20 protein-coding genes, 1 tRNA gene and 1 pseudogene are annotated in these 25,040 nt (G+C 65.2%); 9 read left to right on the forward strand and 13 right to left on the reverse strand.

Annotated elements, in window-relative coordinates; translation table 11 throughout:
- Positions 1 to 140: 140 nt before the first annotated feature.
- Both J2R80_RS04100 and J2R80_RS04105 read right to left on the reverse strand, forming a co-directional pair.
- Complete coding sequence (locus tag J2R80_RS04100; protein WP_253638026.1) at positions 141 to 1,145, reverse strand: ABC transporter substrate-binding protein; 1,005 nt, start codon at positions 1,143 to 1,145, stop codon at positions 141 to 143.
- A 13-nt stretch (positions 1,146 to 1,158) separates the two neighbouring features.
- Positions 1,159 to 2,520, reverse strand: coding sequence for an FAD-dependent oxidoreductase (locus J2R80_RS04105; protein ID WP_253638027.1), 1,362 nt, complete (start codon positions 2,518 to 2,520; stop codon positions 1,159 to 1,161).
- A gap of 114 nt (positions 2,521 to 2,634) precedes the next feature.
- Between J2R80_RS04105 and J2R80_RS04115 the strand changes: the two are divergent.
- Together J2R80_RS04115 and J2R80_RS04120 are read left to right on the forward strand one after the other, a co-directional pair.
- Positions 2,635 to 3,520: pseudogene (locus J2R80_RS04115) on the forward strand (LysR family transcriptional regulator).
- A 62-nt stretch (positions 3,521 to 3,582) separates the two neighbouring features.
- A complete protein-coding gene (locus J2R80_RS04120) occupies positions 3,583 to 3,846 on the forward strand; it encodes a type VI secretion protein (protein WP_253638030.1) in 264 nt (87 codons plus the stop codon).
- 2 nt (positions 3,847 to 3,848) lie between these two features.
- On the opposite strand, the gene J2R80_RS04125 is transcribed toward J2R80_RS04120, so the two are convergent.
- On the reverse strand, positions 3,849 to 4,646 hold the full coding sequence (locus tag J2R80_RS04125; RefSeq protein WP_253638031.1) for an enoyl-CoA hydratase-related protein: 798 nt from the start codon (positions 4,644 to 4,646) through the stop codon (positions 3,849 to 3,851).
- 179 nt (positions 4,647 to 4,825) lie between these two features.
- Between J2R80_RS04125 and J2R80_RS04130 the strand changes: the two genes are divergently transcribed.
- Entirely contained in the window at positions 4,826 to 5,800 is a 975-nt protein-coding gene (locus tag J2R80_RS04130) for a ketopantoate reductase family protein (protein WP_253588214.1), read from the forward strand.
- 40 nt (positions 5,801 to 5,840) lie between these two features.
- Positions 5,841 to 6,620: an SDR family oxidoreductase gene (locus J2R80_RS04135; RefSeq protein ID WP_168859383.1), complete on the forward strand. Its 780-nt coding sequence runs from the start codon at positions 5,841 to 5,843 to the stop codon at positions 6,618 to 6,620.
- A gap of 98 nt (positions 6,621 to 6,718) precedes the next feature.
- Here J2R80_RS04135 and J2R80_RS04140 read toward each other — a convergent pair whose 3' ends face one another.
- Positions 6,719 to 7,453: an aspartate/glutamate racemase family protein gene (locus tag J2R80_RS04140; RefSeq protein WP_253638032.1), complete on the reverse strand. Its 735-nt coding sequence runs from the start codon at positions 7,451 to 7,453 to the stop codon at positions 6,719 to 6,721.
- 158 nt (positions 7,454 to 7,611) lie between these two features.
- Positions 7,612 to 8,292 (reverse strand): alpha/beta family hydrolase, encoded by a 681-nt coding sequence (locus J2R80_RS04145; protein ID WP_253638033.1) that lies wholly within the window; start codon positions 8,290 to 8,292, stop codon positions 7,612 to 7,614.
- 249 nt (positions 8,293 to 8,541) lie between these two features.
- On the opposite strand from J2R80_RS04145, the gene J2R80_RS04150 reads away from it, so the two are divergent.
- Complete coding sequence (locus tag J2R80_RS04150; RefSeq protein WP_253638034.1) at positions 8,542 to 10,377, forward strand: cytochrome c; 1,836 nt, start codon at positions 8,542 to 8,544, stop codon at positions 10,375 to 10,377.
- A 274-nt stretch (positions 10,378 to 10,651) separates the two neighbouring features.
- Here the strand turns inward: J2R80_RS04150 and J2R80_RS04155 are convergent, their stop codons facing one another.
- A complete protein-coding gene (locus tag J2R80_RS04155) occupies positions 10,652 to 12,190 on the reverse strand; it encodes an aspartate ammonia-lyase (RefSeq protein WP_082654006.1) in 1,539 nt (512 codons plus the stop codon).
- Positions 12,191 to 12,507: 317 nt separating this feature from the next.
- On the opposite strand from J2R80_RS04155, the gene J2R80_RS04160 reads away from it, so the two are divergent.
- Positions 12,508 to 13,221, forward strand: coding sequence for a hypothetical protein (locus J2R80_RS04160; protein WP_028336241.1), 714 nt, complete (start codon positions 12,508 to 12,510; stop codon positions 13,219 to 13,221).
- 369 nt (positions 13,222 to 13,590) lie between these two features.
- On the opposite strand, the gene J2R80_RS04165 is transcribed toward J2R80_RS04160, so the two are convergent.
- The gene (locus tag J2R80_RS04165; protein ID WP_225646862.1) at positions 13,591 to 14,427 is read right to left on the reverse strand and encodes a lipopolysaccharide assembly protein LapB; all 837 of its coding nucleotides are present in this window, start codon (positions 14,425 to 14,427) and stop codon (positions 13,591 to 13,593) included.
- Between the two features lie 229 nt (positions 14,428 to 14,656).
- On the opposite strand from J2R80_RS04165, the gene J2R80_RS04170 reads away from it, so the two are divergent.
- Complete coding sequence (locus J2R80_RS04170) at positions 14,657 to 15,910, forward strand: glycosyltransferase family 87 protein (RefSeq protein ID WP_253638035.1); 1,254 nt, start codon at positions 14,657 to 14,659, stop codon at positions 15,908 to 15,910.
- A gap of 36 nt (positions 15,911 to 15,946) precedes the next feature.
- On the opposite strand, the gene J2R80_RS04175 is transcribed toward J2R80_RS04170, so the two are convergent.
- The 6 genes from J2R80_RS04175 to J2R80_RS04200 all read right to left on the reverse strand — a co-directional run bounded on the left by J2R80_RS04175 (position 15,947) and on the right by J2R80_RS04200 (position 22,959).
- On the reverse strand, positions 15,947 to 17,548 hold the full coding sequence (locus J2R80_RS04175; protein ID WP_253638036.1) for a hypothetical protein: 1,602 nt from the start codon (positions 17,546 to 17,548) through the stop codon (positions 15,947 to 15,949).
- Positions 17,548 to 18,294: an SDR family oxidoreductase gene (locus J2R80_RS04180; protein WP_253638037.1), complete on the reverse strand. Its 747-nt coding sequence runs from the start codon at positions 18,292 to 18,294 to the stop codon at positions 17,548 to 17,550. Before J2R80_RS04180 ends, J2R80_RS04175 begins: the two co-directional genes overlap by 1 nt.
- Positions 18,294 to 19,649, reverse strand: a complete 1,356-nt coding sequence (locus J2R80_RS04185) for an FAD-binding oxidoreductase (RefSeq protein WP_253638038.1) — start codon at positions 19,647 to 19,649, stop codon at positions 18,294 to 18,296. The genes J2R80_RS04180 and J2R80_RS04185 overlap by 1 nt, the downstream gene beginning before the upstream one ends.
- 32 nt (positions 19,650 to 19,681) lie before the next feature.
- On the reverse strand, positions 19,682 to 21,142 hold the full coding sequence (locus tag J2R80_RS04190) for a UbiA family prenyltransferase (protein WP_309143746.1): 1,461 nt from the start codon (positions 21,140 to 21,142) through the stop codon (positions 19,682 to 19,684).
- Between the two features lie 118 nt (positions 21,143 to 21,260).
- Positions 21,261 to 21,337: transfer RNA gene (locus J2R80_RS04195), tRNA-Arg, on the reverse strand.
- Between the two features lie 119 nt (positions 21,338 to 21,456).
- Entirely contained in the window at positions 21,457 to 22,959 is a 1,503-nt protein-coding gene (locus J2R80_RS04200; protein ID WP_229192606.1) for an NAD(P)/FAD-dependent oxidoreductase, read from the reverse strand.
- A gap of 84 nt (positions 22,960 to 23,043) precedes the next feature.
- Between J2R80_RS04200 and J2R80_RS04205 the strand changes: the two genes are divergently transcribed.
- Both J2R80_RS04205 and J2R80_RS04210 read left to right on the forward strand, forming a co-directional pair.
- Complete coding sequence (locus tag J2R80_RS04205; RefSeq protein WP_168858715.1) at positions 23,044 to 23,694, forward strand: TetR/AcrR family transcriptional regulator; 651 nt, start codon at positions 23,044 to 23,046, stop codon at positions 23,692 to 23,694.
- Between the two features lie 200 nt (positions 23,695 to 23,894).
- A complete protein-coding gene (locus J2R80_RS04210) occupies positions 23,895 to 24,992 on the forward strand; it encodes a hypothetical protein (RefSeq protein ID WP_253638040.1) in 1,098 nt (365 codons plus the stop codon).
- The last annotated feature ends 48 nt before the right edge of the window (positions 24,993 to 25,040 follow it).

Raw genomic sequence — 25,040 nt, forward strand, 5'->3', positions numbered from 1 at the left:
ACCCGTCATCCTGAGGAGCGCGCACTTGCGCGCGTTTCGAAGGATGGACGGCCGGCCACTATCGGGGCCGTCGATCCTTCGAGACGCCGCTTCGCGGCTCCTCAGGATGACGGGGATAGAGTGGTGTCTGCGGTCCCACATCAATCCGCCTTCACGTAATCCTTGGCGATGATCGCATTGGCATCGAAACCCTTGTCCACGAAACCCTGCCCCTGCAGCCATTTGATCTGGTTGTCGAGGTTCTTCACGTCGAGCTTGCCGTCGGGATCGATATAGGCGCAATTGCCGACCACCTGCGCGACCGGCAGGTTGGTGTATTTGGCAATGATCTCGAGCAGCGGCCTGGTCTTGTCGTTGATCGGCGCCACGCCGTCCTTGATCGCAGTCAGGATCACATCGTGATATTCGTGGTCGGCACGGGTGAGCGCGGTGAGCAGCCTGGTCACCAGCGGTGCGTTGGTCAGCGCCTTCGGCGACGCGAAGATGGCGCCTAACTGCCACGGCGTCTCGTCGCCGACCCAGCCGAGCAATTTCGCGCCGTTGGAATCCATCAGCGTCCGCGCGGTCGAGACCGGCAGCAGCGCGGCGTCGACGGTTTCGCCCTTCAGCGCCGCGGCTGCGTTCGACAGCGACTGCAGCGGCACCACCTTCACCTCGGACAGCTTGAAGCCGTATTTGTCGGCGAGCAGGCCGAGCGAATAATGGAAGCTGGAGCCGACCTGGGTCACCGCGACGCGCTTGCCCGCCAGATCCTTCGGCGTCTTGAGGCCGGCGGCATAGGCGTTGTTGCTGGCGAAGTAGCCGATCAGGGGATAGCCGGCCTTCTCGCGGCTCATGCCGCCGATCACCTTCAGCGTGCCCTTGCCGGCGAGATTATAGAGCCCCGCGGTGACGGCGGTGATGCCGAAATCGACATCGCCCGACGCGGTCGCGACTGCGATCGGCTGCGCCGCGTCGAAGAACTTGAGCTCGACGTCGAGGCCGGCGTCGCGGAAATAGCCCTTGTCCTGCGCAATGAACACCGGCGCCGAGGACGACAGGCGCAAGACGCCGATCTTCGCCTTCAGGAGATCATCGGCCCGCGCGAGACCGCTCGCGGCCCACACCAGGAGACCCGCGAGTGCGAGCCGCGCCCAACGCTTCATTGCCGTCCTCCGCTTACAATCCCTCGGGCACGGCCTGATCGCGGCCGATGAACGCGCCCTGTGTGCCGAGCTGTTGTTGCAACTTTTCGACGGAAATGTCGCGCGGAATCGTATTGCCCGACAGCGCGAGTGCGGCTGCGGTTCCCGCCGCCTCGCCCATCACAAAGCAGGCACCGGAGACGCGCGCCGCCGATTGCCCCTCATGGGTCATCGAGGCGCAGCGGCCGGCGACCAGGAGATTGTCGACGCCCTCCGGTACCAGCATGCGGTACGGCAACTCGTTATAGCCGCGGCTCTCCGGGATCGGCGGAAACTCGAAGATCACATCACCCGGCACATGGGATTCCTTCGGCCAACCATTGACGCCGATCGAATCCTCGAACGAGGCGCAGCCCAGCACGTCCTCGCCTGACAGCATATATCCGCCGATCACACGCCGCGTCTCGCGGATGCCGAGCTGCGGCGGCAGATCGACGATGTAGGAATTCTCGAAGCCAGGCACCGTGCGCAGGAACTTGAACGCTTCGACCGCCTGGCGGCGCCCCTCGATCTCGCCGCGCGTCATGTCGTCAGGATCGATACCGGAAATGGCGCCGCCGTCGCTGCGCGTCACCTGGGTGAAATTCACCCGCCATTCGATCTGCGATTTCTGCGGCCGCACGATCGCCGACTTGCGCGGGAATGTGTGGGTGCCGGCGGCCTCGGCCTCAGCCATCAGCGCCGGGATGGTGCACCAGGCATCGCCGGCCTTCGCTGGATCGATGCCGTTGAGGCGGAACATCATCGAAGGGTAGAGCATGCCGCCGGCATTATCGCCGACTTCATGGGGCGCACCGGCCCACACCGCGAGATCGCCGTCGCCGGAGCAATCGATGAAGATGCTGGCGCGCACGGCCTGACGGCCGGCCTTGGTTTCCACCATCAGCGCACGGATATGCGAACCATCCATGACGACGCCGGCGCCGAGCGCGTGGAACAGAATGTCGACCTTGTGATGTGCGAGCAGATCGTCGGCCGCGATCTTGTAGGCCGCGGTGTCGTAGGCCTGCGCAAGGATCTTGCCGAGGATCAGATGTGGCGCGTTCAGCCCGCCGAGCCGGTCAATCCGCGCCAGGAGGTCGGAGGCGATGCCCTGCACCACGCGGTGCATCTCGCCGAAGATGTTGGCGTGCAGTCCGCAGAAGTTGGTCACGCCGGCCGCGGTGCCCATGCCGCCGAGAAATCCGTAACGCTCGATCAGGAGCGTCCGCCGTCCGGCACGAGCCGCGCCGACCGCTGCCGCGATGCCGGCCGGTCCGCCGCCAAGCACCACCACGTCATATTCGCCATAGACCGGGACCTGCCGCGCAGGTTCTTCGATCGTGCTCGCTCGCATCATTTCCGCCCTGAACAAAGTTGATTGGGCCAACTATGAATTGATGCAGATTGCAGTACAATCTACCAAATTATGTAATCAGCTTTCGCGAATCGAGAAAGGCGAGCAAGGCAGATGGATACGCTGGTCAATCTCGAAGCCTTCCTTGCCACCGCCGATGCCGGCGGCTTTTCCGCCGCGGCGCGCAAGCTCAACGTCGCGACATCCGTCGTCGCCAAACGCGTCACCCAGCTCGAGGAGCGGATCGGCACCGCGCTGTTCTACCGCTCGACCCGCCAGTTGCGGCTGACCGAGGCCGGGCAGCAATATGTGCATCGCGCCCGCGGCGTGGTTGCCGATGTCGGCGATCTCTTGTCGCGGATGGGCGAGAAGCAGCGCGACCTCTCCGATCATCTGCGCGTCAAGGCGCCGACTTCGGCTGACGGTGGCGCGGCTCGCCGATGCCTTCACGATCTTCCAGAAGCAGAACACAAGCGTGAAGCTCGAGATCGTGATGATCGATCGTCCGGTCGATCCGGTGACCGAAGGTTTTGATATCGCGATCGGCGCCTTCCCGCATTCCTTTGGCGGCGTGGTTGACGAGCCCTTGTGCCGGCTGCCGCGTCTCGTATGCGCCTCGCCGGCCTATCTGAAGAAGCACGGCACGCCGAAGCATCCGCGCGACCTGGTCGATCATCGCTGCCTCAGCTTCCTGCCGACCGGACCGGAATGGCCGTTCGAGGGACCGCGCGGCCGCATCAATGTCCAGGTCCGCCCGATTCTCTCTTCGAACGAAGGCCGCGTGCTGACGCAAAGCGCGATCGCCGGCAACGGCATTGCGCTGCTCTCGCATTATCTGGTCGCGGACGCGCTGCGCGACGGCGCGTTGCAGCCGGTACTCACCGACTTTCCTATTCCGGAATTGTGGGTCAAGGCCGCCGTTCCCGAGCGCCTCATCGATGCCGCCGCGGTGCAGGCGCTGCTAAGGACATTGAAAAAATCGCTGTCGCAGCCGCTGTGATGCGACGCCGGCCTTGCCGTTGGCATGCCGACCCGAGACAAGGACGCGAAAGGATCGCCCGCTTGAAACTCCCGATCTCAATGTCGTTTGGTCTCATCATCGTCGCTGGGCCCGCGGCCGCGATCGAGACCTGCCGCTTCATTGAGGCCAAGGCGGAGCGCGAGGCCTGCTACCATCGGCAAGAGCAGGAACTTGCGGCGAAGCGCAAGCCCGAGCCGCCGGTGACGCGGTCGAGCGAATCGAAGACGTTCGATCAGCTGCAGCAGATGCGCCGCGACGACGAAGAGGTCTATCGCAGCATGCGCGGCATCTGCCGCGGCTGCTGAGCTTACGCGCCGCCGCCCCACCGGCCCGCGCGCTTCTCGGCGAACGATGCAAGCCCTTCGGCAGCTTCCGCGGTCTGCCGCTTGGCTGAATGCAGCTGGACGAGGCGCTTGTAGGCCTCGTCGTCCACCGCCATGCCGCCGAACGAGCTTTCCATCGCGAGCTTCTTGGTCTCGGCCATCGCATCCGGGGCATTGCCGAGCAGCTGCTCGACGACCTTGGCGCCGGCGCTGTCGAGATCGGCCAGTGGCACCACCTCATGGACGAGGCCGATGCGGCGGGCATCCTCGGCGCCGAACCGTTCGCCGGTCAGCGCATAGCGGCGCACCTGGCGGACGCCGATCGCGTCGCAGAGCTGCGGGATGATGATCGCCGCGGTCAGGCCCCAGCGCACCTCGGTGATCGAGAACAGCGCATTGTCGGCCGCGATCACGATATCGCAGGCCGAGATCACGCCGGTGCCGCCGCCGAAGCAGCCGCCCTGCACCAGCGCGACGGTCGGGACCGGCAGCGTGTTGAGACGCTGCACCGCCTCGAAGGTGGCGCGCGACGCCGCCTCGTTCTCCTCGAACGATTTCGGCCGCACGCCGTTGATCCATTTCAGGTCGGCGCCGGCCTGGAAATGCTTGCCGTTGCCCTTCAGTACGACGACGCGCACCGGCCTGGTCGAGAGATCGTCGATCGCGGCCAGCACGCCTGCAATCAGCGCGCCGTCATAGGCATTGTTGACCTCGGGACGATTCAGCGTGACGGTCGCGACACCCCGCGCATCGAGGCTCCACAGGACTGGGCTGGCCGACATGACGTTGCTCCCTCGTTCGGCATTGCTGTTATCTTGTACTGGCCTTGCACTATGGCGAGAGCGGATGCCTTGATCCATCACTTTCGAGCGCGCGCGACCGCGCCACGCGCATGACGGGTTGCGCGATGCCCCGCGCTTGTGGAAACTGACCGGGCACGTTGCGGAGAATTGTTCCACTCATGCGTATTTGCATTTTCGGCGCGGGCGCCGTCGGCAGCCACTTCGCGATCCGGCTCGCACGTGCCGGCCATGATGTGGCCTGCGTGATGCGCGGGCCACATCTCGACGCGGTCAGGACCAACGGACTGACGCTGAAGGTCGGCGACACCAGCATCACCGCGAAGGTGAAGGCCTCAGCCGATCCTGCCGATTTGGGACCGCAAGACATCGTCATCAGCACACTGAAGGCGACCGGCATCGGCGCGCTCGCAGCCGGGCTCCCGCCGCTGCTTCAGCGCGACACATCAATCGTGTTCGCGCAGAACGGCATTCCCTGGTGGTACGATCTCGGCCTGCCGCCACAGCATCCCGCGATCCCCGATCTCGGCTTCCTCGATCCCGGCGGGCATTTGCGCAGCGCCGTCCCGAAGCAGCGGATCATTGGCGGCGTGATCTTTTCCTCCAACGAGGTGGTCGCGCCGGGTGTCGTCGCGAACCTGTCGCCGGACCGCAACCGCCTCTTGATCGGTGAATGCGACGATCGGCAGAGCGAGCGCATCGCCCGCCTGCGCGCGGCGCTCAACGACGCCGCGATCGAATCGCCCGAGGTCAAGCAGATCCGCGAGACGATCTGGTCGAAGCTGTTGACCAACATGTCGATGTCGGTGCTCTGCCTGTTGACCGGGCTGACTGCGCGCGGCGTCCGCGACGATCCTGACATGCAGGACGTGATCCCGCGCCTGCTCGACGAGGCCAATGCGGTGGCGACACACTATATTCCCGAGGTCAAGCGTGTCACCCGCTCAGGGCCGGCGCCGGACCACAAGCCGTCGATCCTGCAGGACTACGAACTCGGGCGCGCCATGGAGATCGACGCGCTGGTGCGCGCACCGGCGGCATTCGCCCGCGCGGCCGCCATTTCGACCCCGATGCTCGACCTGATGGCCGCGCTCGCGATCCAGAAGGCGCGTGACAAGGGCCTGTATCAGGGCTGACAATCCGACCCACCACGATAACAAGCAGGGACATCGAACCATGCAAGTCAAGGACAAGGTCTGCGTCGTCACCGGCGGCGCGAGCGGGATCGGCGAGTCGGTGGCGCGGGCCTATGCGGACGCCGGTGCTCGCGGCGTCGTGGTCGCCGATCTCAAGACCTCGCGCGATCGGCTCGCGAGCGTCGCCGGCGATATCGACGGTCTTGCCGTTACCGCCGATGTCGGGCTCGAGGAGGACATCAAGGTGTTGATCGCCGCCGCCGAGGACAAATATGGTCCGGTCGATGTGTTCTTCTCCAATGCCGGGCTCTCGCGCAAGGGACAAGAGACCGCGTCCGATGCCGACTGGGACGTGAGTTGGCGCGTGCATGTGATGAGCCACGTGTACGCGGCGCGCGCGCTGGTGCCCGGCATGCTCGCGCGCGGCTCCGGCTATCTCATCAACACCGCATCCGCCGCGGGGCTATTGGCCTCGCTGAACTCGATGCCTTACGGCGTGACCAAGAATGCCGCGGTCGCGCTCGCCGAGCATCTCGCCATCCAGTATGGCGATCGCGGCATCCGCGTCTCCGTGCTCTGTCCGCAATCGGTGCAGACGGGCATGACGACGCCGGGTCCGAGTGCCGCGCGCGTCGACGGCGTGCTGCAGCCGGGCGAGGTTGCGCGCATGGTGATCGAGGCGATGGCGGAAGAACGTTTCCTGATTCTGTCGCATCCGCAGGTGCAGGAATACATGCAGCGCAAGGCCACCAATCGCGAGCGCTGGCTGTCCGGCATGCGCCGCCTGCGCGACCGGATCTATGGCGGGGTGGCGTCATAAAAACTTCATCCGTCATTGCGAGGAGCGACAGCGACGAAGCAATCCATTCTCGGCATGCGGCGCCATGGATTGCTTCGCTTCGCTCGCAATGACGAAGCTTAGTCTTCTGGAGCCGGCGCGAATCCTTCGAGCAAACCCGTGTATCTCTTCGCCCCAGGTGAGGCATAGGCACCGCGGCGCGACGTCGTCAGCTTGAGGCCGGCAAGCGCTTCCGCCTGCTTCACCGCGGCGGCCACGCCGTCGACCACGGGCACGCCGAATTTCACCGACAGCTCATGGGCAAGATCAGCCATGCCGGCGCAGCCGAGCACGATGGCGTCCGCGCCCTTGTCCAGCGCGCGGGCGATCTCGGCCTCCAGCTTCGGCCTCGCGCCCGAGCCCGGCTTCTCGAGATCGAGCACCGCGACGTCGCAGGCAGTAACCACCGCGCGGTCGGCAAAGCCGTAGCGGCGGACCAGTTCCTCCAGCGGGACGATCGAGCGCGGCAGCGTGGTGACGATGCCGATGCGCTTGGCGATCTGCCCGGCGGTGACCAGCGCCGCCTCGCAGATGCCGACCACCGGATAGCGGGCCGCCGACCGCGCGGCATCGAGCCCGGTATCGTCGAAGCAGGCGATGATGCCGGCGTCGGCATCGGGCGTCTTCAGCAACGCCTCGATCAGCCCGGGAACGGCGAAGGCCTCGTCATAGAAGCCTTCGATCGAGGCCGGTCCCATCGCAGACGTGACGGCGACGATCTCGGTGCCCGGTGCGGCCACCGCCCGCGCGGCGGTCGCGATGGTTGCGGTCATCGACACGGTGGTGTTGGGATTGACGATCAGGATCTTTGTCATGGGTGGAGAATAACATCCCTTTCGCGGCCAAGCGTAGCCCGGATGAGCCAACGGGTCGCGCGAACGCGCGCCCGATGACAGGCTCCGCGATATCCGGGACCGATCTCGCCCGCGGCATGCAGACCCCGGATGTCGCCTCGCTCATCCGGGCTGCACACCTATGCATACTTCGCTACCCAGCCCGCGAAGGCATCGAGCACGTCGGCCATCACCTCGCGGTCGTTGCGGCCGGAGCGCTTGAGGACATGGAAGGAGTGGTCGGCCTCCTGCACCGGATGCAGCGTCGCGCGATGACCCAACCCCTTCACCACGGGCTCGAGCAGGTCGAGCTCGGCCAGCGCGTCGCGGGTGCCCTGCAGGAACAGCATCGGGACCTTGACCTCGGCGAGATGCCTGGCCCGCTCGCTCGACGGCTTGCCGGCGGGATGCAGCGGAAAGCCGAGAAACAGCAGCCCGCGCACGCCGGCGAGCGGCGCCTTGGCCTGTGCCTGCGAGGTCATGCGTCCGCCGAACGACTTGCCGCCGGCGAACAGCGGCAGTTCGCCGCAATGACGCGCAGCTTCCGCCACGGCGGCACGCACCGTTGCCTGCGCGACGGCGGGCGGATCGGGCCGCTTGCTGCCCTTCTCCATGTAGGGAAACTGATAGCGCAATGTCGCGATGCCGCGCTCCGCCAGGCCCTCCGCAATCGCGACCATCGAGGGATGCGTCATGCCGGCGCCGGCGCCATGGGCAAACACATAGGCGCTACGGGCCTTCGCCGGCCGCAGCAGCAGCGCGGACACCGTGCTGTCGTCCGAGACCGTGATCGTGAGCGGCTGCACGCCTGACGTGTTCAAGATGACATCTCGAAGAATTGTTGCGCCGTTGTTTCTAGCCGCAGGCCTCGATGCGCGCAAATGCCGCCGCGGAGGGAACGCCACAAGTGAACTGGCTCACAGCCAATCAACATTTCCGTTGTTAGACCAAGCGCCGCGACTGTAGGATGGCGCACACCGCATCACACGCTTAACGCGAACTCGTTTTTCGGCGAATTTTAACATCTCATCCATATCACGCGCGGATACCGCGAATTGGGGGAACGGGGCATGCCTCGCAAGACGATATCCGTCATCGGACTGTTGATTGTCGCCGGCGTGCTCTATTTCAAGGACGATATCGAGACGGTGGCGAGCGGCTTCCGCGTCAAGGTCGTCGACTACCAGCCGCCGGCAAAGACGGTGTGGCTGGATCAGAATGTCAGCGCGGAGCGGCTGCGCTGGTTCTATCACGCCGACCAGGGCACACGGACCTTCGGCATTCCCCATGAATGGTTCATGGCGCTGGAGCAGCCGACGGTCTGGCCGCTGTTCACCGCGGCGCCGCGACTCAGCGAGACCAATTATCTCGGCCGCTTCGGCTTTATTCCCGACACGGTGATTCCGGGCAAACCCGATGCGCTGCCGATCGGCTTTTCGCAGGGCGGCCCGATGGCCGATGCCAACGGCGCGCCGTGGCGCAATCCGCACAGCAAGGCGGATATGACCGGCGTCGGCCTGACCTGCGCCGCCTGCCACACCGGCAGCTTCAGCTATCGCGGCACCGAGATCGTGATCGACGGTGGGCCGGCCAACACCAATCTGTTCGAATTCCAGAAGAGCGTCGGCGTCTCGCTGCTGCTGACGCGCTTCTGGCCGGGGCGCTTCTCGCGCTTTGCCGACGAGATCCTCGGCAAGGATGCCAGCCTCGACGAGCGCATGGCGCTGCGCGGCCAGCTCGACCTCGTGCTGAAGCAATACGCCAACATCAATTCGCTGGAGAACAAGGTCGCCGCCAACAGCGTCGAGGAAGGCTATGCGCGGCTCGACGCGCTGAACCGGATCGGCAACCAGGTGTTCTCGATCGACCTGAACAACCCGAACAACTACGCCTCGCATTCGGCGCCGGTGCATTTCCCGCGAATCTGGAACGCACCGTGGTTCAGCTGGGTGCAATATGACGGCTCGATCATGCAGCCGATGGTACGCAACGCCGGCGAGGCGCTCGGCGTCAGCGCCGAGCTCAACCTGCTCGACGAGTCCAAGGGGCTTTACAAATCGAGCGCGCGGATCGACGTGCTGCACGAGATGGAGCGGATGATCGCCGGCGAGCCGCCCAGCGAGGACAAGGGTTTTGGCGGACTTGCTTCGCCGAAATGGCCGGAGAACATCCTGCCGCCAATCAACATGGACCTCGCGAAGAAGGGCGGCGAGCTCTACAAGACGCATTGCCAGGGCTGTCACGGCCCGGCGATCGACAGCAAGGCGCTGCCCGCGAGCGAAGCCTTTGCGCTGTTCAAGGACAAGAGGCGCTGGACCAGGAACGAGGCCGGCCAGCCGCTGCTCGATGTCGAGATGATTCCGATCAGCCATATCGGTACCGACAGCGCGCAAGCCGAGGGCCTCGCGCACCGCACCGTCGAGACGCCGGCCAATCTGAACATCAAGGACAGCAGTTTCGGTCCTGCGCTCGGCGATCTCGTCGAGAAGACCGTCGACTATTGGTACGACCAGAACAAGACCCCGCCGGAAGATCGCAAGCGCATCAACGGCTACCGGCCGAACGAGATCCAGGCGCCGCTCGCCTACAAGGTCCGGCCGCTCAACGGCATCTGGGCGACCCCGCCGTATCTGCACAATGGCTCGGTCCCGACCATCTACGCACTGCTGTCGCCGGTGAAGGACCGTCCCGCGACCTTCTATCTCGGCGGCCGGGAGTATGATCCCAAGGATCTCGGCTACGTCTGGAAGGACAAGATCAGGAACGCCTTCCTGCTCGACACCACCAAGCGCGGCAACGGCAATTCCGGACACGAATTCTCCAACGAGAAGCGCACCGGCGTGATCGGGCCGGAGCTGAAGGAAGATGAACGCCGCGCCCTGATCGAGTTCATCAAGACGCTGTAGGCCCCCGAAGGGACTGCGCCCCCTCTCCCGCTTGCGGGGGAATCGCATATAGAAAAATCTGTCGGGCAGCGTCCTCGCGGCCATCCTTCGAGACGCCGCTGCGCGGCTCCTCAGGATGACGGGTCTTGTTTTGCGGCACTCATGGTGAGGAGCGCCGCTTGCGGCGCGTCTCGAACCACGAGGCCGAGTTACCTCCGTAGCCGCTGAAGGTCATATGCGATTGCCCTAGCCGCAAGCGGGAGAGGGAGCCGACTGCCTATGCAGCGGCTGTCCTTCAACTCCTCGGCACCGGCTGCCGGCGCGCCGGGCGGGTCATGGCCTCGAGCTCGAGGAGCTGGTTGAGCTGCGCTTCGGTCAGCAGTTTTTCCTCCAGCACGATGTCGGCGACCGAGCGGTTCTCCTTGAGCGCACGGCGCGCCACGCGCGATGAGGCTTCGTAGCCGAGCGACGGCGCCAGCGCCGTGATCAGGCCGATCGAGCCCTGCACCAGGCTGCGGCAACGCTCGCGATCGGCCTCGATGCCGTCGACACAGCGCTTGGTCAGCGTATCGACCGCCGCCGTCAGCATGCGCAGCGAACTCAAGACGCAATAGCCGATGGTCGGCTCGAACGCGTTGAGTTGCAACTGGCCGCCTTCGGCGCACATCGTGACCGTGAGGTCGTGCCCGATCACCAGGAAAGCCACCTGGTTGACCACTTCGGGAATGACAGGATTGACCTTGCCGGGCATGATCGACGAGCCGGCCTGCACGGCGGGCAGGCGGATTTCGCCGATGCCGGTGCGCGGTCCGGACGACAACAGCCGCAGGTCGTTGCAGATCTTTGAGAGCTTGACCGCGACGCGCTTGAGCACGCCGGAGAACAGCACGAAGGCGCCGAGATCGGACGTCGCCTCGATCAGGTTGGAGGCGAGCACCATCGGCTGGCCGGACAGCCGCGACAATTCCTCGACCGCGAGCGCCGCATAGCGCGGATCGGCATTGATGCCGGTGCCGATCGCGGTGGCGCCGAGATTGACCTCGCGGAACAGCGCGGAAATCTCGTTCAGGCGCGCGACATCCTCCTTCACGGTCACGTGGAAGGCATCGAATTCCTGGCCGAGCGTCATCGGCACCGCATCCTGAAGCTGGGTGCGCCCCATCTTCAACACGTCGGCGAACTCCACCGCCTTGCCTTTGAGCGAGTAGGCGAGATCGTCCAGCGCGCGCACCAGCGGCTGGGTGGCGAAAATCACCGCGAGCCGCAGCGCGGTCGGATAGGCGTCGTTGGTCGACTGCGCCATGTTGACGTCGTCGTTCGGATGCAGCGCGTGATAGTCACCCGGCTTGCGCCCCATCAGCCGCAGCGCGACGTTGGCGATCACCTCATTGGCGTTCATGTTGGTCGACGTGCCGGCGCCGCCCTGGATCGCGTCGACGACGAAGGATTCGGCATAGACCTTGTCGGTCGCAATCTGGGTGCAGGCCGCTTCGATCGCATCCGCCTTCTCCGGTGCGAGATAGCCGAGCCGCTTGTTGGCGCGCGCGGCAGCCTGCTTCACCAGCGCCAGCGCGCGGACGAATTCCGGGAAGTGCCCGACCGGCACGCCGGTGATCGGAAAGTTCATCACCGCGCGCTTGGTGTGAATGCCCCACAGCGCATTGGCCGGGACGTCGTCCTCGCCGAGCAGATCGTGCTCGGTGCGGGACTGCGCCTGCTCGATCGGCACGGTGCGGACGGTCGCGACCGCGAGCTGGCTGGGGCCGCTGCCGCTCTCGCCGGAGGGGGACGCGGCAGCTGCAGCGTTGGCGGTCTCAACCTTCGATTCGGCCATGGTACCTCCGTTACCTCACGCAGATCGTGTCGTCAGCGACGCCATGATGCGCCCGGCGGGCGTCGAAAGCCAATGCCTATCGGCAGAGTCTTGCACACCGGTGAGCGGCAAGACGCGGAAAACCGGCATTGGCGCGCGCCGAACCGTGAGATTAAGGACTTTGCCTTATCCGTCATGATAACAACAACTTATAGCTCGATATCGCGGCTCGCTTCGCGACCGATGCGGCTGCTTTCTCCGCCCCGTCGTCGCGTGCTAGACGAGCATCGACTGGCGCAAGGGCGCCGCCGACACTGAACGAATCAAGGACCAAAGCCGTGTCCAACAATAACGAAGCGATCACCATCAAATTCCGCTGCCCCGCGGAGCTCGAGGGCAAGATTCCGCCGCCGATGCCTGCGTCGTTGGGGCTTCCCGGATGGCTCAAGGCGATGCCGACGCAGGCCTTCAATACGATGAGCAATCGCGAAGAGGATACCGTCAAGCGCTGCCCGCCATTCGTCGATGCGATGACATCGGGTTTCCTGTTGCCGCTGATCTGCGATCTCAAGGTCGAGAATGGCGCGATCACCTGGGACAACGACCTTCCCGCCGGCGGCGCGCTCGAATTCCCGCGCTCGCCGGTCGGCTTCCACGACGAAAGCCAGGTAGTCGGCTCGCCGCTGTTCGAGCCCGACCGCTTCGTCATCAAGTTCGTCAATCTGTGGACCATCGAGGCACCGCCGGGCTACTCGCTGTTCTTCACGCATCCGGTCAACCGGTTCGACCTGCCGTTCACCACGCTGACCGGCATGGTCGATTGCGATCTGTTTCACGACAGCTGGGTTCATTTCCCGGCACGCTGGCACGACACCAGTTTCAACGGCGTGTTGCCCAAGGGCACGCCGGTTGCGCAGTGCTTCCCGGTGAAGCGCGAAAACTGGGTCGCGCAGACCGCCGCGATGACGCCGGATGAAACATCGCGCGCCCAGGAACTGACCAACAGGATGGCCCGCGAGTCCGGACTCTATCGGCGGCAGTTTCGGACGTAGAGCGGGCGCGCGAAGCTCCGCTGCGGCCTCCTCCGTCATTGCGAACTACCCGATGGGAGGCTCGGCATCCACCGCCGTCGTCCTGGCGAAAGCCAGGACCCTTAGCCACCGTCTTCGGTGATGAGCGGGACCGCGGCCCGGTAGCGCTCAACAATTGAGATTTGGGTAATGGGTCCTGGCTTTCGCCAGGACGACACCGACTATGGGGCGCGATCCTGAGCCAGTTCGGTGTCTTCACCCGGATGCGGGCGATCCAGCATTCCAGAGGCGCTTGTGCTTGAGCGCAGAGGCCGCGGCTTATCCCCGCCGCTCTAGATTCTAGTTTTGACGCGTTAGCGCGAGCCGGTGTCCGCTTCGCTCGAAAACGCCCTAGCTCAGAAATTCCGCAAAGGCGCTGCGACGGAAGAAGAAGCGGCCGTGCGATGACATGATCAGCGCGGCGGTCGTGCGGCCGATCATTTGCGGCCGGCCGCGCAACGCGAGACGCAGATTGGCCTCGCCGGCCGCGCGGTCGCCCATTTCCAGAAGACTGGCGGAGAAGCTGAGACGCGTCAGCGGGTCGTCGGGGCGCTGCGCCACCACCTGGCGGTAGAGATCCGCCGCGGCAGCATATTCGCCATCGAGCAGCAGCACACGCGCGAGCGCGGCCAGAACATCGGGATGTCCCGGCGCCGCATTGCGCAACTTCTCCAGAATCTCGCGCGCCCGGCCACGCTCATTGCGTTGGGGCAGCAACTGCGCCAGCAGCAGCTGAAACTCGAGGCTCCCCGGCGCGAGAGCAAGCGCGCTCTCAATGACGGCAACCGCCTCGTCGATGCGACCGGCCGAGTGCAATTGCCCTGCCAACGCCTGGAATGCGGGCAGGTACGGCGGCCGCCGCGCGGTGGTTCGCCGCAGCACATCGATCGCCTCGCTGCCGCGACCAGCGCCGCCGAGCGCCGCGCCGAGCAGGGTCTCGAGGCCGGGATCCTCGACGCGGCGTACGGCTCGCTCGAGCGGTGCGATCGCTTCCTCGTTGCGGTTCTGGATCATCAGCGCCCGTGCCAGGATCGAGGCCGCGCCGACATCGGTCCGGTTTGCCTTCAAGACCTCCGCCGCCAGCCGCTCGGCTTCGACGACCTGTCCCATCTGCAATGCGACCACGGCGCGTTGCAGTACCGGGGATGGGCTGGGCCCGCGATTGGAAGGAGGCGGCGGTTTCGGCATGCGGTCCGTCGTGAGATGGTTGTTGTCAGCCGTTATCACTGCCGCCGACGGAGCGTCCAGCGAAAGTCGCATCCGGACACCGAGATACCGTCCGGTTCCAGCCTCCACCGACCGATTTCATGCATCCCTGCGGCTGTCAGGCGACAGGGGACCCCACCCTCTCCGTGCAATTTTTCGACTGCTTAACCTATTCAATCTAGCTTGGGTTGCCATAACAGGGCCCGGCTTGATGCTCGCAACAACGCTCGAAACAATTCAGTCGACCGACTCGAAGCGCACCAACTACACGCGCGGAATCCTCGTGATGCTGGTCGCCGCCCTCCTGTTCAAGGTTGTGTGGTTCTCCCAGCTGGGGCTGGGGCACGGCCGCGAACTGGTCGACTTCGCCGCCTTCTACATCACCGCAAAGCTGGTGTGGCTCGGCGACCTCGACCAGGCCTATCAATTCGCGAAGCTCGCCATCATCGAGAAGCAGGCGTCGGGCGGGCACGACGGCTTCATGCCGTGGACTTATCCGCCGCAATTCAACCTGCTGCTGGCTCCGTTCGCGCTGGTCCCGTTCGGAATGGCCTATCTGTTGTTCATGGCCTCGACGCTGGCTGTTTACCTCGCCGTGCTGCGGCGTCTTGCCGGAAACCGGTTCGTGCTTGTGCTGATCGTTTTCTTTCCGACGATCGGGGTCACGCTGGCATGCGGTCAAAACAGCTTCCTTACCGCCGCATTGATCGGACTGGTGTGCCTGTACTTCGAAGAGCGACCGATGCTCGCGGGCGTGGCCCTTGGTCTCATGATCATCAAGCCGCATTTCGCCGTTGCCTTCGCGCTCTATGCCATCCTGCGGCGCTCGTGGATCGTCGTGATGACGGCCGGCGCCGTCGTGCTGATCAGCTCGGCGATCTGCACCGTGCTGTTCGGCATGCAGATCTGGACCGTGATGCTGCAGAGCGCGCATGATTCGTCGGTATTCCTGCGGGAAGCCTATTATCCGCTGTATCGAATGGTCTCGACCTATGCCGCGTTGCGAACCACGGGGTTCTCCGCATCGGCAGCGTTTATCGGCCAGGGCATCGTCGCCGTCCTTGCGCTCGGCATCGTGCTGGTCGCGGTCTACCGCAAGATGCCGGTGCGCGAGAGTCTCGGCCTGACCGCGATCGCATCGGTCTGCATCAGCCCCTATGCGTATGATTATGACTTCCTGATCTTCAGTATCGGAATCGCGCTGCTATTGCCGGCGCTTCAGGCCAAGGCCCGCGAGTGGGAACGTGCGATCATCTATGCCGCGCCGATACCGATCGGAGCCTTCGGCTACATGCACACGGTCCATAACAACACGCCGCGCACGGACGTCCATTGGGTCGACGTGCTTTCGATCGGAGGCTTCGGGATCGCCGCGCTGATCACGCTGATCGTCGCAATCCTGCTGCTGCGCGAATCAAGCAGCGGCTCTCCCGTTCCGGCGCAGGGGCCGCTTGCGAGGATTTGAGCACCCGGCGCGACGCCGCCCACGATCACGCAACGCTTACGGCGCCACCATTTCGAGACGATCGCGCGCCGGCAGGGTCGACGCGAAGGCCCTCAGCGCGCCGGCGACGAGCTCCGGCTCCGCGGCCGGCGTGACGTAGAAGCTTACGTCACCGCGCGCGCCGGTCACCGGAATCGTGTGCAGGATCGCGACCTTCCTCCAGCTCGCCGGCACGCCCTGCGCAAACCAGCTGTCGTAGATCATGGCGACGCCGACATGATACTCGTCGGCGAGCGCGGCCATCTCGGCCGGGCCGTAGCGGCCGGCGCGCTTCGCCTTGCGCACGCGCTCCGAACCGAGCCCCCACAGATCCAGGACGAAGTTCGCATTTCCCCAGGCGACGAGTCCAAGATCGTTCACGGCAACCGGCCGCCGGTAGAGCTGCTGGGCGAAGCGGCCCAACTGATAATGCTGCTCGTAGACGCCGCGCGAGGCAAACGGCGTCTCCAGGGCGGCGCTGACATAGCCCACGCTGGCAAAACCGGCCAGCCCGACGCTGGCGAGCGTCGCGGCGGTCCATTGCGGGACGCTCAAGACCGCTCGCGCGCGTGCAACCGCGTAGAGCAGCGCCAGCACCGCAAGCGCAACGATGTAAACCTCATACCGGTAGAACCAGCCATATTGGCCAAAGCCGAGATGCGCAGCGATCGCGGCGAGCACCGTCGCACAGACGATCAGGGCGCCGCGGTCGGAGCGGAGCAGCGCCATCACGGCGGCGAGCGCAAGACCGAGCAGCATCAGCCTGAAGCCGGCGGGATCAGCGAAGCTGTCGCCGAGATTGCGGAGGATGGAGGCGATGACGCCGGTCCCTTCATAGCCGGATTCGGCGATGCGCGATTTGAGCAATACCGAACTCGGCAAAAGCGGGAGACCGAGCGAGGCCATTCGCGCGAAATACGCGGCGAACGCGCAGAGCGTGACGGCAGCGGCCGCGGCGGCAAAACGGCGCTGGCCGAGCAGGGCAAACCCCATCATCGCCGCGATGGCGAACGCGATTCCCTCGAAGCGAATCAGCGGCAGCAGCACCAGCGCCGCGAAGTGTATGACGGTCGGCGACCGTCCGCGCGCGGCTTCGGTCAGGCCGCCGAAAGTCGCGACCGTGGCCCAAACGTGAAGACTGTGCTCCATGCCGGTCATCGGCAGGGCGATCGCGCTTGACGAAAAAATGGCGAGCAACGCGACGAAAAACAGCAGCGACTTCTCCCGGCCGGGGCCAAGCAGTTCAGCCGATTCAAGGATGCGCAGGAAAGCCACGACGGTCGCTGCCGCTGCCGCGGCATTGATCAGGAGTGGACCGAATGCGCCAAGATGCAGCGTCTCGGTCACGGCCAGCAGATAGGGCCAGATGATCGACGAGCTTGGCGACGAGACCTCGGACGCATTGACGCCGTAGCCGCCGGACAGGATGTGATCGGCGACGGCGAGGTGGATGTAGGGATCGTCGAGGGTGAAGATCAGCCTGCCGTCGCAGAGCATGACGCTGAAGATCAGCGTCACCGCGAACAGCACGAGCCACAGCGATGCCGTCACGAGCGGGACGCTCGGCCGGATCGCGCTGGATCGCGGGAACGACGCGTGGTTGGCGGCGACGCCGGGCATCAGATACGCATCCGTTTGAAGATCGTCTCCGGCAGCGCGCAGATGATCGCCATCACCAGCCGGAAGCGGCGCGCCACATAGATCACGTCACGCGGCCTGGTCACATCGGCCCGGAAGATATCCTCCGCCACCCGATCCGGCTGCACCGTCAGGGGAGCCGGCAGCTTCATATGCGCCGTCATCCTGGTCCGCACGAATCCCGGCTTGACGGTGACGACACGGACCTTACCCGCAAGCGCCAGGCGATTGCGCAAGCCGGACAGGAATTGCGAGAAGCCGGCCTTGGCCGCGCCGTAATAATAGTTCGAGGCCCGCCCGCGATCGCCGGCGACCGAGCTCACGCCGACGATGGTTCCCGAGCCGCGCGTCGCGAAGGCTTGCGCGAACAGTTCGAGCAGCAGGCTGGGCGCCTCGAAATTGGTGCGCATGATCTTCGTCGCAAGCTCGGGATCGGTCTCGGCACGCTGCTGATCGCCGAGCTCCCCGACAACGCATACGACGGTGTCGGGAAGTGGGGAAAGACCGGCGACGAAGCCGGCAAGCTGCCCGGTCTGCAGCACGTCGAGCGCGACAACCGAGATTTCGGTACCGCTTCGCGTCTTGATGTCGTCCGCATTGCGCTGTGCCGCGGCGATATCGCGGGCGGCGAGCATCACGCGCCATCCGTCCGTCGCATAGCGCAGCGCGGTCGCGTGCCCGATGTCCGAACTGCCGCCAATCACCAGAATTGATTTTGTGCCGGTCATCAAATTCCAAGCCGTGCTGAAAGATGGGACACGAGGCGACTGTTCGCCCCGATCTGCTGGCGGATGTCGCGCAAGGCCGCAAGGCCGGGATATCCGGATTCGAATGTCGCGCGGGACTGCCGCGCATCCTTGGCGAGATAGAGCCGGCCGCCGGCATCGACCACCAGCGCATCGAGCTGGTCAAGAAACCCGAACAGCGCGTCGCTGACCGGAAAGTCCATCGTCAGCGTGTAGCCGCGGAGCGGAAACGACATCGGCCCGCTGCCTTCGCCGAGCTGCTTGAGCACCGCGAGAAACGACGCATCGCCGCGCCGCGACACACGATCGAGAATTTCGGCGAGAACGCGGCGCGCGCGGTCGAGCGGGATCACGCATTGATATTGCACGAAGCCGCGCCGGCCGTAGATCCTGTTCCAGTCGGCGATCGCATCGAGCGGAAAGAAATACGGGTCCCAATGGACCAGCCGCGGCTTGCCCGGATGCGCGGCGCCGCGGCGGAAGTACAGCTCGTTGAACGCCCGCATCGATGCGCGATTGAGCAGCCCCCCCGGAAACAGCTCCGGGACCGCGAGCCGCGACGTGCGGAGGCTGGGAAACGCTTCGAGGCCGGGTCCCAGCATATCCTTGTCGCGGCGCGTGGCGTGCTCGGCGAGATAGACCAGCGACCGGCCGAGCGCCGCGCCGCGCGCGAGGCAGTCGATCCAGGCCACCGAATAGGTGGTCGATGCGCGGCTTTCCAGCTGATCGATCGCCGCGTCGAGATTGCCGGCGACGCGGGTATCCTGACGTAGCCAGGCGGTCTCGATCGGCAGCAGCCGCAGCGTCGCGTCGAGGATCATGCCCGTCAGGCCCATGCCTCCCAACGTCGCCGCAAACAGCGCGGCGTTTTCCGATCGCGAGCAGGTGACGATCTCGCCGCCAGGCAGCGCAATGCGGAACGAATCGACGACGGTGCCGAAGCCGCCATCGCGATGATGGTTCTTGCCGTGAACGTCGGCCGCGATCGCGCCACCGACCGTCACGAATTTCGTGCCGGGCACGACTTTGAGGAAGAAGCCGCGCGGCTCGAAAACGGCAAGGATGTCGGCGATGGTTACGCCGGCTTCGACCGTCAATCGCGCGGTTGCGGCATCGAAGCTCCGCATCCGGTTCAGGCCGCGCGACGAAATCGTGGATTGCGTTCCGATCGCGGCATCGCCATAGGCCCGTCCGGCCCCGCGCGCGACGACGCCGGACCGCGCAAGCAGGTGGTCCCGCGCGCCTGCGGGCGTCTGCGGCGCCAGCAGTTCGGACGACGCCCTGGGATAGTTGCCCCAGCCGGACAGGCCAATGCCGCCCGGACTGGAGGTCGACATCACAGCTCCTGGTAACGCAGCCGCCGGCATCGCTAGATGGCGGCGAGCATGATGGCGCCGATCGCGCCGAGCGCGACCCAGCTGACGCGATCCCTCAGCGCAAAGATGACCGGATCGTCGTCGATCAATCCGCGCTGCGCGAACAACATCACGCGGCCGATCCAGTACATCAAGATCGGACAACCGACCCAGAGCAGTTGCGGATGGCTGTAAAGCGCGCGCACCGTATCGGACGAGATGTAGAGCGTGAAGATCACGACGGCGTTGAAGCCTGACGCGGCGGCGAGGATCGCGATCATCGATTTGTCTTCGACCTGGTAGCCGCGCGCCGCCAGCACGGCGCCGTCCGGCTGGCCGGCGAGCTCGATATAGCGCTTCACCAGCGCCAGCGACATGAAGATGAACAGCGAGAACGCGAGCAGCCATTCCGACATCGGCACGCTGATCGCGACGGCGCCGCCGATCACGCGGACGGTGTAAAGCGTGGCGAGCACGACGACGTCGACGGTCGCGATGCGCTTGAGCCAGAACGAGTAGGAGGTGGTCAGCGCGAAATAGCCGAGCAGGACGCCGCCGAACTCGATCGATATCGACATTGCGATCGCAAATGCGGCGACCAGCGCCAGGGCCATCGCGCCGACGGCCCGCGATGCCGGGATGGCGCCACTTGCGATCGGGCGGTTGCGCTTGGTCGGATGCGCGCGGTCGGCCTCGACGTCGAGAAGATCGTTCAGGATGTAGGCGCCCGACGCGCAGAGCGAGAATGCGATCACCGCAAGCAGCGACGTCGCCGCCGATCCCAATGCGAATTTGTGTGCGGTCAGCAGCGGCACCAGCACGAGGGCGTTCTTGGCGTATTGATGCACCCTGAACAGCTTCAGCCAGCTGCGCATACTGACGCGCATACTGACCCGCGCGGGCGCGGACGGCTCGGATCGAGCGGAGCGCGCGAGGCGCGATGCGGAATCGGGCAACGCGACCGCCGCGCTGCCGATATAGTCAAAGCCCTGCCGAAGCGCGGGCGGCAGCTCTTCGCGCTGCGTCGGCGGCAATCGACGTTCCGGCGCGGCAGCCCAGGCGGTGAAGACGCCAAGATGCTCGGCGACCGCGCTGACGAACGGCTCGGGATGGGTTTCCGAGCAAAGGTAGACCGGGCGGCCTTCGCCCAGCACCTGCAGCAGGAACCTCACCGCGTCGGGGTCGAATTGCACCCGGGACGGATCGAACCCCGATCGAGCTACACCATGAGTCGATCGCGCTTGCGCTCCAAGGGAAGCGGTGATCGCCGCGGCGAAAGCGCGAAGGCGGCGGATCAGATCGGATGCGATATCGGCCGGGACGGAGCTTCCCCGCACCATGACCTCGTCGACATCGACGACGAGCGGCCGGCCCTTCGAACGCAGCGGATCGCGAAGGGCATCGCCGTCCCCCTGCTCAACCCGTTCTGGAACGCTAGCTCGCATACGTGCGGTCTTCCGGTGCCCCCTCCCCATTGTCCCGGGCTTTCCCTAATTTGGGGTGAACTTGATCTCGGGTGAACTTGGGGGGAGCGAACGCCGGGCAGATGGCGCCGGAATGCGTGTTGAAAAGCCTCGCGCGGCGAGCGAAAAATGGCGATCCCGGGAAGACTCGAACTTCCGACCTACGGTTTAGGAAACCGTCGCTCTATCCGGCTGAGCTACGGGACCGCACGGCCCGCAGCGAAAGCATGCGGGCGTCGCCATCCCATAGCAGAGCTGCCGGGTGATCGCCAGCCCGCGCCACATCGGGCGCGCGCGAAGTTGCATGGCGTTTGGCGCGTCGCGCGTTACGCCACCTGGCGTGCCGGATTCGAGGCGGCATCCGCGCTGGCCCGACGCGCCGGGAGAAACTCGATGGCTTCATCCTTCAGCGAGCCGAAGCGCAGCGTCATGATATCGAGAGCATAATTCTGGTAGAGCCGCCACGGCCGGCGCGAGCCCTGCTTGGGGAACCTGGCGGCGGCGCGCTGGATATAGCCCGATGAGAAATCCACCCAGGGCAGTTCGGCGACATCAGGGTCGTTCCGCCGCGGCGTGACCTGCGCGTAGCCGTTCGCCTTCATGTGGTTGAGCATGCGGCAAACATATTCGCAGGTCAGGTCGCATTTCAGCGTCCAGGACGCATTGGTGTAGCCGAAGGCGGCGGCGAGGTTCGGCACGCCCGAGTACATCAGCCCCTTGTAGTTCATGGTCTTCGACAGATCGACGCGCGCGCCGTCGACATTGATCTCGAGTCCGCCGAGCACCTGCAGATCGAGGCCGGTCGCGGTCACCACGATGTCGGCGTCGAGCACATTGCCGCTCTTGAGCTTGATGCCCCCACGCGTGAAGGTCTCGATCTGATCGGTGACGACGGACGATCTGCCGTTGCGCAGCGATTCGAAGAGATCGCCGTTCGGCACCAGACAAAGCCGCTGGTCCCACGGATTGTAGCGCGGCGTGAAATGGGTGGCGACGTCGTAGTCCGGACCGAGTGCATGCCGCACGCCGCCGAGGATCAGCTTCTTGACGCGCTCCGGATCGCGCTTGCAGAGCCGGTAGAAATACATACCGAACAGCACGTTCTTCCAGCGCGTGAGGCCGTAGGCGAGTTTCGCGGGCAGCCGCGCGCGCAGCCAGTTGGCGACTTTGTCCTCGTCGGGCCGCGCCACGACATAGGTCGGCGAGCGCTGCAGCATCGTGACATGGGCGGCGGTCTTGGCCATTTCCGGCACCAGCGTCACCGCGGTCGCGCCGCTGCCGATCACCACCACCTTCTTGGCGGCATAGTCGATGTCGTCGATCCATTTCTGCGGATGGACGACACGGCCGGCGAAATCGGCGATGCCGGGGAAGTCGGGCGTGTAGCCGTGTTCATATTTGTAGTAGCCGCTGCACATGAACAGGAAGCTGCAGGTGAAGCGCTCGATCGTCTTCTCCGGCCCGCGCTCGACCTCGACCGTCCATTGCGAGTCCGCCGACGACCAGTCGGCGCGCACGACGCGATGGTTGAAGCGGATGTTCTTGTCGATGCCGTAGGCGCGCGCGGTCTCGCGCACATAGTTCAGGATCGACGGGCCATCCGCGATCGCCTTCGGCTCGGTCCACGGCCGGAACGAATAGCCAAGCGTGTACATGTCGGAGTCGGAGCGGATGCCGGGATAGCGGAACAGGTCCCAGGTGCCGCCAATGCAGTCGCGGCCTTCAAGAATGGCGTAGCTGCGGTCAGGGCAGTTGGCCTGCAAATGATAGCCGGCGCCGATGCCCGACAGTCCCGCGCCCACGATCAACACGTCGAAATGAACGGACACGCCTTGACCCTCCCGTGGCAGTATTGACAATACATATTGTCAGATAACTTGACATCTGACAATGCCTCGTGTCAATACACTTTCATGGCAAGCAGCCGGAAAGCCCGCCTCTATGGCGGTATGGACGCCGAGGAACGCCGCGCCGAGCGGCGGCTCAAGCTGATCGACGCGGCGATCGAGGTCTATGGCGAGGTCGGCTATCGCGGCGCCACCGTGAAGGCGATCTGCGAGGCGGCCGAGCTGACCGAGCGCTATTTCTACGAGTCCTTTACGAACAGCGAGGCTCTGCTGATCGCCGCTTACGGCCATGTCGTCGGCCACCTGCACGAGGAAATGACCGCGGCCGCTGCAGCCGCAGGCGACGATGCCGAGATGAGGCTGCGCGCGGCGCTGACGCTCTATTTCACGCGGCTGAAGCAGCACCCGAAGCCCGCCCGGGTCTTTCTGCTGGAAATTTCAGGCATCAGTCCGGCGGTCGATGCCGTCAAGCTCGACGCCTTGCGCGTCTTCAGCGACATCCTGGTGCCGCCGGCGCTCGACCCGAAGCGCAGCGGCAAGGGCGCGGCCGCCTCGCTGCTCTCGGTCGGCATGGTGGGCGCCGTCATCTCGATCGCGCTGCGCTGGGTGTCGAAGCAATATCCGCAGGCCGTGGAAGAGGTCGTCGCGATCGCCGCCAGCTTCTGCCGCGTGGCGCTGACCGAGGCCGGCCACCGTGAGGATGGTCACTTATCGTAGCGGCCGGATCGCACCGGCCAGCGGGACCCGCCGATTTTCGATCATGTTTCGCCAGCGCTTGCGGACCCGGCCCCTAGCCTGTCGCTGATTTAACTTGCATATCGGGCCCCTGGGTTTTCTTATGCCCGGTACCGGGCGCAACGAGGTGCAGCCTGTTTCGCCTGACAAAACAACGCTGTTTGCATCGGCGGAGCTGAATTTTGGTCGATCTGCACAGGCTTGACGATGTGACCGCGCGCCTCGGCGATGTGGTTCTCGATCCCTCGACCTGGCCGTCCTTCATGGACGAGGTCTGCGCCGCCGTCGGCGCGACCGGCGCTGCGATGCTTCAGAGCGATATCCGCACTGAAGACATTCCGCGCACGGACTCGATCACCGAGTATTTCACCAAGACCTACTTCCCGCACAATCTTCACCTCACCGACATCCGCGCGGCCCGCGGCGTGCCGCTGATGCATGCCGGCGTCGATGTCATCACCGATGCGGATCTGTTCGAATCCGAAACCGAGATGCTGCGCGATCCGCTCTACGCCACGCTCGGCGAGTTCGGACTGAAATGGTTCGCGGCGATCGGCTTCCACTCCGGCCCGGCGTTATGGGCACTGACGATCCAGCGTTCGCCCAGGGAAGGCTTGTTCGACGCCGACGAGATCAAGGCGCTGCAAAGGGTGTCGGCGCCGCTCACGGAAGCCGCGACGCTCTCCGCCGTCGTCGGCCGCTCCGCACTCTCGGGCATCACCGGCGCGCTCGATCTGATCCAGGTCGCTGCGATTGCCGTCGGCCGCTTCGGCACCATCATCGGCATGAACAGCCAGGCGGAACGCTGCCTCGGCTACGACCTTGCGATCCGCAACAATCGCCTCACCCTGCTCGACCGACAGGCCAATGCCGATCTGACCAGGCTGATCGATCAGTTGGCCCACGGCTCGGACCTGCACCCATTGCCGTCGTCGCCGATCGTGGTGCGCAGGATCGACAAGCGGCCGATCGTGATCCAGATCCAACCGGTGCCTCCGGCGGCGCGCTCGCCGTTCCTCGGGGCGCGCGCGATCCTGTTGATCCGCGATCTCGAAGGCAGCGCCGCGTTCGATCAGGCGCTGCTGGCGGCGACGTTCGAGCTGACGCCGGCGCAGGCACGCCTCGCCGCGCGGCTTGCGCGCGGCGATTCGGTCGAAGCGGCCGCGCAGGCGGCCGGCGTTGCCCTTGCCACCGCGCGCAATCAGCTCAAGACGATCTTCCAGAAGACCGGCACCCACCGGCAGGCGGAACTGGTTGCGTTGCTGCACAGGGTGAAGTGAACGATTAGAGGCGAATTGTTCTGATCTCCGGCCCGTTCCGATGAGATT

The organism is Bradyrhizobium sp. USDA 4541 (genome assembly GCF_024171085.1).
Taxonomy (GTDB): domain Bacteria; phylum Pseudomonadota; class Alphaproteobacteria; order Rhizobiales; family Xanthobacteraceae; genus Bradyrhizobium; species Bradyrhizobium australafricanum.